General features: G+C 27.0%; 8 protein-coding genes. 5 read left to right on the top strand and 3 right to left on the bottom strand.

The genetic code is table 4. The annotated features are described in order from the left end of the window. Positions 1–18 precede the first annotated feature (18 nt). A complete protein-coding gene (locus tag ACXYRQ_RS03970; RefSeq protein ID WP_458614882.1) occupies positions 19–1839 on the top strand; it encodes a R.Pab1 family restriction endonuclease in 1821 nt (606 codons plus the stop codon). A 71-nt stretch (positions 1840–1910) separates the two neighbouring features. Here ACXYRQ_RS03970 and rbfA read toward each other — a convergent pair whose 3' ends face one another. The 3 genes from rbfA to ACXYRQ_RS03985 all read right to left on the bottom strand — a co-directional run bounded on the left by rbfA (position 1911) and on the right by ACXYRQ_RS03985 (position 4032). Beyond that, complete coding sequence (rbfA, locus tag ACXYRQ_RS03975) at positions 1911–2252, bottom strand: 30S ribosome-binding factor RbfA (RefSeq protein WP_458614883.1); 342 nt, start codon at positions 2250–2252, stop codon at positions 1911–1913. A 69-nt stretch (positions 2253–2321) separates the two neighbouring features. Further along, positions 2322–2894 (bottom strand): PTS sugar transporter subunit IIA, encoded by a 573-nt coding sequence (locus ACXYRQ_RS03980; protein WP_458614884.1) that lies wholly within the window; start codon positions 2892–2894, stop codon positions 2322–2324. Positions 2895–2904: 10 nt separating this feature from the next. Next, a complete protein-coding gene (locus ACXYRQ_RS03985) occupies positions 2905–4032 on the bottom strand; it encodes a trigger factor-related chaperone (RefSeq protein ID WP_458614885.1) in 1128 nt (375 codons plus the stop codon). A 69-nt stretch (positions 4033–4101) separates the two neighbouring features. On the opposite strand from ACXYRQ_RS03985, the gene ligA reads away from it, so the two are divergent. The 4 genes from ligA (at position 4102) to ACXYRQ_RS04005 (ending at position 7714) form a co-directional block, all read left to right on the top strand. Then, positions 4102–6114, top strand: coding sequence for an NAD-dependent DNA ligase LigA (ligA, locus tag ACXYRQ_RS03990; RefSeq protein WP_458614886.1), 2013 nt, complete (start codon positions 4102–4104; stop codon positions 6112–6114). A 9-nt stretch (positions 6115–6123) separates the two neighbouring features. Continuing rightward, positions 6124–7218 (top strand): DNA cytosine methyltransferase, encoded by a 1095-nt coding sequence (locus tag ACXYRQ_RS03995; RefSeq protein ID WP_458614887.1) that lies wholly within the window; start codon positions 6124–6126, stop codon positions 7216–7218. A gap of 50 nt (positions 7219–7268) precedes the next feature. Next, the gene (locus ACXYRQ_RS04000) at positions 7269–7439 is read left to right on the top strand and encodes a hypothetical protein (RefSeq protein WP_435129859.1); all 171 of its coding nucleotides are present in this window, start codon (positions 7269–7271) and stop codon (positions 7437–7439) included. Positions 7440–7525: 86 nt separating this feature from the next. Further along, entirely contained in the window at positions 7526–7714 is a 189-nt protein-coding gene (locus ACXYRQ_RS04005) for a site-specific integrase (protein ID WP_435129862.1), read from the top strand. Positions 7715–7768 lie beyond the last annotated feature (54 nt).

Genomic DNA, 7768 nt, shown 5'->3' on the forward strand with positions numbered 1-7768 from the left:
CAATTTATAAAGGATATTATGAATAAAAAAATTAAGTTAGGACAATTTTTTACCCCAAAAGCTGTTGTTGATATAGCTTGAAAAATGATTAAAAGAAATAAAGTTGAATTTGATTTTGTTGCTGATACATCTGGTGGAAATGGCGATTTCATCACAGATGAAGTTGCAGACAAATTTATTTATGTTGACATCGACAAATACTATTATGATTATGTTAAAGATAACTATAAAATTCTTAAGACATTAAATAAAAATTCATTGAATGATTTGAAAAGAAGTGATATATGTACAAATGATAAAAAATTATTAATTGTAGGGAATCCACCATATAACAACTGAACATCTTTTTATATGAAAAACCAAAAAGGAAGTATGCTAATAAATGATACATTTAAAGCACGAGATATGGGAATTTCTTTTTTAAAGATGTTTAACCATTTGGATGCTGAATATATTTGTGTTTTGCATCCGTTGTCTTATTTGATTAAAAAATCTAATTTTAATCAACTAGGTCAATTTAAAAATAATTATGTTCTTACAGATGGGATAATAATTTCATCAAATTTGTTCAATGATACGTCCAAAAATACACAATTTCCTATTATAATAGCTCTTTATAAAAAAGATTCAAAAGGGATGAGTTTCGATGAGATAAAAACCTTTACTTTTTCGGTTCATAACTCAAATTATAAATTCTGTCTAAATCAGTTTTTATATATAGAAGATGTGCATACAAAATATAAAGACAAGTCAATTACAGGTAATTATGCTCATTTTAGCACTCTAAGAGATATGAATCAGTTAGTAATTAATAAAGGGTTTTTAGAGCAAGAAAATGCTCAATCTATTAGAGTTAAAGGACGAACTGCCTTAAAAATCTTCAAATATCTACAAATATTAAAATCTTGATATTCTAAAAATAAAAATGAGTTTTACTTTTTAGGTAATTTTTCTCCAATTGTTAATAAAGAAATATGAAAAAACATAGATACTAAGGGTGAAAAAAGCATCTACCAAGAAATAGATTTGTTTTTTAAAAAAGAACTATCAGAAAATAATTCTATTTTATCAATATATACCGACAAATTAATTTGAAATTTCACCAATATATCACCTTCTGGAAAATATAGATTTAAAAAGAGAGAAAAACATTTTGAACAAGGTGAAATAAAACCTTCTGCATCACAAGTAATTACTGATAAAGATTTTTTAGAAATACAAATAGGATATGATAAAAAAGTAGAAGACTTTTACAGCAAACCTTCTCTTTATAAACTTGCTTTTAAAAATAACAAGGATGAAGATAAATATATTTTTGAATTATCTGATATATTTTATTGAGGGTTGAATAAAGGATTTATCGATTTAGAATTTTTGACAAATTTATTAAATAAAGTCGAATCAATTAAAACATACATTGAAGATGAATATAAAATAACAAGAAAACAAAGGGTTGAAAATCCTAAAATCATTTTGCCTATTAGTTTTCAAACCGTTGATGTAATAAAACCTAGTTTTATTAGTGAATACATTGATAATGACTTCATAGAAATTAAAATTGATTATAAACAGAAAGCAATTGGAACACAAGCGATGTTGTTTTTAAATTTATCAGCAAAAAATTTTGTAATAAACAATGAGCCAATTATAGGTAAAACCATATCCAAAACTTCTGTTATTAATTATGTCATAGATAGAAAAAGATATACAGACTTATTTATACACATTATTTTGCTTTTTGCTAATTTATCAAAAGAACATAACACAGATATTATAAGAATATTAAGTTCTGTGTTAAAATATAAACAAAATGAACTTTATGAAAATGTAGCATCATAAGAAAGTAATAAAAACTCTAAGAGTAAAAACAAAACCCGCAAAGTGGGTTTTTGAAAATAATTAATCACTTTTTATTGTTTTTCTTTTTCTATATTTCTTAGTATCTCATCAATTCTTGCTCCTTTTTCAGAAACATCATCAATAAAGAATCTAACTGTAGGAACCTTTCGTCAGTCCAAAGATTTTGCTAAAATCTTGCGAACATAACCAGCAGCATTATTTAATGCAATAAGTCCTTTTTTTGTATTAGATTCAAAATTTACATACACCTTTAAATCAGATAAATCAGATGATAATCTCACATCCATTACAGTTGGATTAATAATATTTACATTACTTATATTATGTTCAAGAATATCAACAATCAATTGATGCACTTGCGATTCTTTTCGTTTTAAATTAATTTCATTCATAACATAATTATATAATTTATCTTATATTTAGTGAATAAAAGTTGCTGAAATATAATTTCAGCAACATTTTTATTTGTTTAATTCCACCTCGGCAATTGGTTCAGATAATACAACTGTATCACTTGTGCTTCGATCTGCTAAGAATTTAACTGCTTTATAATTACTTTCAGGTAAAACAGTTACATGAACATCGGAAGTATAACCTTTTGAATGCACTAAATCTAAATCCACATTAACTAGCACTTCGCCAACTTTAACTTTATCACCTTGTTTAACTACACTTTCAAACCCTTGTCCATCAAGTTTGACGGTATCAATTCCAATATGAATAAAAACTAAAGCATTATTTTTTGCTTTGATTGTTACAGCATGCTTGGTAGCAAATAACATTTCTACTACACCTTCAACTGGTGAAAACACAGGAACGACACCAGAATCATGATCAAATTCAACTGCGAATCCATCACCTAAAGCACCACTAACAAAAACTGGGTCTTTAGCATCAGAAAGGTTTACAAATTTTCCTTTTATTGGACTATGAATCACATCATTTGCTGGTTGATTTATTTCTTCTGTTTTAACTTCTTGATTTGTTTTTTTTGATTTTCTACTAAGTAGTTTTGCTAAGCAATCTCTCAACATAACATCCTTTCTATTTAAACCTTAAATATTTTTCGATTTCTATATATGTATCAGAATGATACTTTTTCAAGAAAATTGTCCCTAGTTTTTGCATTAAAATCGCATCAGAAATACGACGAGGATCAATTTGTTCATCCATAACAGGATTAAGTGATGCTTTTACTTTTGCGATTTCTTCTTTAATTTCTTCATTTGAGATAAAAATATCATACTTTTTAGAAATAACATTTAATCAAAAGAAGTCAGTTAATGTTTCTTTAACTATTGCAACCTTATCACCTTCGAATTTTTCATCAAAGTTAAATCCTTCAATATCACTTTGAATTAAATCTTGTGGAAAATCAATCGGTTTATTAAATTTCTTTATTTCCTTATAAATGTTCATTCCATAAGTAAATAATGAATTAGTAACCACTTCTTCTTTTGTAGTATAAAAAATAAAATCTTTTAATGATTTAAGATCGAAAACACCCGGTATCTGCATTTCTTTTACATTATCATCATTTAATTTTTCATCAAGGTAATAAAAAACATCAATAATGGTAATTTGTAATTTAGTTGTTTCTAAATCAAAATCAAATGTTGATTTAGGTTTCATTCCTACTAACTTACTTTCTAATGTGCTGTCTTTATCTGCTTTTGCTAATAATTCAAAACGTTGTCTGCGTTTTGAAATAGGATCAAAAGCATCTAAAATAACATGATCATTAGGTTCAATATCATCTGTGGTACGGAACTTACGTGGTGATTGGTTTTTAACATAATCATCGACAAAATTATTTATTTTTTCATCTGTGTCAGATAAAACAAAATCATTAGTTGGTTTAAAATCTAAGGTCAAATCATCTAGATAATTTTCTAAATAATAAGTTTTCAAATCAAATGAAATTGAATCCACATTCATGTGAATGTTTTCAGCAATAGGCATAAATGCAACTTTATTAGATTCACGATCTTTAAGTACATCTGTAAATATTTTTTGTTTCTCAAGCAAAATAACACCACGTGAAGCATATGATAAAATATCTTGTTGTGAAACTTTACCTTTTTTGGCAGTATTTAGATAGTTTAGTGCTTCATTTTGGTAATTAATTCATTGGTTTTTATCAACCAAGATGCTTGTCATTGTATATTTCATTTAAACTCCTTTATTTAAATTTTACTATAAATAAAATAAGTGTATAAAAATGTTTTGTATAATTATTTAATGAAAGATAAAAATTTAGAAGTTAAACACCAAATTCAGCAATTAGTTGAAAAAATTAATCAATGAGACTGAGAATATTATATGCTTGATGCTCCAAGTGTTTCGGATTCTGAATATGATAGCGAATATAAGCGCTTACAAGCATTAGAAGAGACTTTTTCAGATCTGATCCTACCTAATTCACCAACTTTAAAATTAGGTGCTTGAAACAACGAGAAATTCGCTAAAGTAATCCACCAAAAACCGATGCTTTCTTTGAATAAGGCATACTCAAAAGAAGATGTTTTTAAATTTTTAAATGATATTAAGCAACAAATAAGTTCTGATATTTCATTTAATTGCGAACCTAAAATTGATGGATTATCTATTTCTTTGAAATATGTAGATGGTAGACTGATTCAGGCTTTAACTCGTGGAAACGGGATTGAAGGCGATGATGTAACAGAAAATGTTTTTCAAATTGAAAACTTACCTAAACAAATTAATTATCTAAAACCAATTGAAATAAGAGGTGAAGTATATTTATCTAAAACTCGTTTTAACCAACTAAATAAAAAACTGGAAACTGATAATAAAAAACTTCTAGCTAATCCGCGCAACGCTGCTGCAGGAACTTTAAAACTGCTAGATAAAAACATTGTAAAAGAACGTGGTTTATCAATTATTTTATATGATATAACAGATCCGATACTACATAATATCAATTTACAAAGTGATGTGATAAACTTTCTAAATCAACTGAATTTACCCACCAGCAAGCATAATAAGACATCTGCAGACTTTGATGAAATATGAAATTTCATCAAAGAATTCAAAGAGATCAAAAATTCCTTTGAATATAATTGCGACGGATTTGTGATAAAGCTAAATGACTTAAAATATTGAGATTCACTTGGTAGAACTTCTAAATTTCCAAAATATGCTATTGCTTACAAATATGAAACAGAAGAAAAAGTTGCTAAAATCAAAGAAATTGTTGCGACCGTAGGAAGAACCGGGAAAATTACCTATGTTGCAAATTTCAAAGACAAGGTTGAATTAAACCAAACCTGAGTATCAAATGCTACCTTGCATAATTATGAATATATAAAAGATATGAATATTAACATCAACGATGATGTTTTAGTAATAAAATCAGGTGAAATTATTCCAAAGGTTATTGCATTAGTTCATAAAAATTCTGATGGTGTTTTTAAAAAAGTCACAAAATGTCCTTCTTGTAATCAGCTACTACATCAAAATGATTCATTAGTAGATCAATTTTGTATTAATCAGCACTGTCCTGAACAAAAAATTCGTGCTTTGATTCATTTTTGTTCAAAGCAGTGTGTTAATATTGAAACCTTAGGAAATGAAATTATTAGGCTATTTTATCAAAAAGGATATATTAATACTTTTTCTTCTATATATATGCTAAATAAGTATAAAAATGATATCATTAAACTTCCTTCTTTTGGTAATTCTAAGAGTAAAAACAAAGAATATAAAAAAATTGATAATATTTTAAGTTCAATTGATAAATCTAAATATATTAAACTTGCAAATGCTCTCTTTGCACTTGGTATCCCAAATGTTGGTAAAACTGCTGCCACATTAATTGCTGCAAAAATAACTAAATTAACTGATTTAACAACAATAAATCTTGATTCTTTATTACAAATAAACACAATCGGTCAAGTAATAATCGATAGCATCAAGAGTTTTATAAAAAACCCTAATATGCTTGAAGAAATATATAAACTTGATAGTATTTTTGAATATATCAACGATGATATTAAAACATCTGATTTATTAAAAGGGAAAAATTTTGTAATTACAGGAACCTTAAGCAAATCCAGAGATTTTTTTAAAGACGAAATTATCAAAAATGGTGGTAAAGTGGTATCAAGCATTTCAAAGAATACTAACTTTTTACTCGCTGGAGAAAATGCTGGTTCAAAACTACAAAAAGCCTATGATTTAGGGATAAAAGTTATAAATGAAGATGATTTTAATCAAATGATTAAAATCTAGAAAGTATATATGAAGAAAATCGGAATTACATCTTTATTTGCTTCCGCAGGAATTGGTACATATTTATTAAAAAATATTGGTTTTGATGTTACCTTATCTAATGAATTGATAGCTAAAAGAGCATATATACACGATTTTTTATATCCAAATTCAAAAATGATAATCGGTGATATAAGTAATAAAAATGTCTTTGATTCATTGGTTTTAAGACACAAACAACTTAATAATCAAATTTTAATTGCTACACCTCCTTGTCAAGGGATGTCACTAGCCGGAAGACGAAAGATAGATGATCCTAGAAATCTATTGATTACATATGTTGTTGATTTTATCAAACAAACAAAACCAAAACTTATTATTATTGAAAATGTAATTCAGATGTATACAACTAAGATAATGATAAATAACAAACTAGTAAATATCCAGGAATATTTAAAAAATGAACTAAGTAGTTTATATCAACATATCGATTTTTATAAATTAAATTCCAAAGATTTTGACACTGCACAAGACCGTAAACGTGCTGTAATTATCATTAGCAACCTAGATATACAAATACCACACCCCACAAAGATAAAGACTGTAGAAGAAGTAATCGGACACCTACCAAGCCTAGAATCAGGTCAAAGAAGTGATATAAAATATCACAATGCTTCCGTTCACAATGACAGACACATTGAATGAATGAAACATACACCAAGTGGAAAAAGCGCCCATTTTAACGAAAAGTATTTTCCTGTCAAGAAGAATGGAGAACGAATCAAAGGTTATTCTACAACATATAAAAGAATTTCATGAGATAAACCTGCTCCGACTATAACAATGGCAAATGGTTCAATTTCTTCACAAAACAATGTACATCCAGGTAGATATAAAGATGGTTTTTATAGCGATGCAAGAGTTTTAACCATCAAAGAAATTTTACTTTTAACAGGTTTACCTGATGATTTTGCTTTACCTGATGATGTAAGTGATTCAAATATTAGACATATTATCGGCGAATGTGTACCCCCTAAGATTTTTTATGGTATTTTAAAAGAAAATAAGGATAAATTTATTTCTGACAATCACCTAGTAATAAACAAATTTTTTACTGCTCGCTAAATCTAAATCCTAAAAAGTTTTCTACATCTACTCTGTATACTTTTTCAACCTTGTCTTATTTTAAAAACAATATAGATGCATCGTGATTTAAACTTAAAGACATTAATTTATTGAAAACCTTAATTTTTAAACAAATGAATAAACCTGAAAATAAAACAGTAGCAACACATCTGATTACTCACCTTGTCTTTTATGGGTTCCTTAAAATCATCCAAAAGTAATAATGAAAAAATAGTTATTATAACTTCTTATGGTAGAGATTTTATAGACAAATGAATACAGGTGCTTAAACATAGATTGATTAATTTTGCTGATAGCTAAAACAGGATTATGGTTTTCTGGAGCATTGGCTATTACACCAAAAGATTTTGATTTCGTTAGGCAAACATTAAATGTATCAAAAACTTGAAATTATAAAGAAAATGGTGGATTTCTACCAACAAAAAATAAATCTTCAATTCGCAAGGTACAACTTGATTGAATGACTACATCATAGTTTGCAATGATAATAAAGGACATAGATCCGGAAAAACCTATTTTTATTTTTAAG

It is taken from the genome of Mycoplasma sp. 394 (assembly GCF_054353895.1).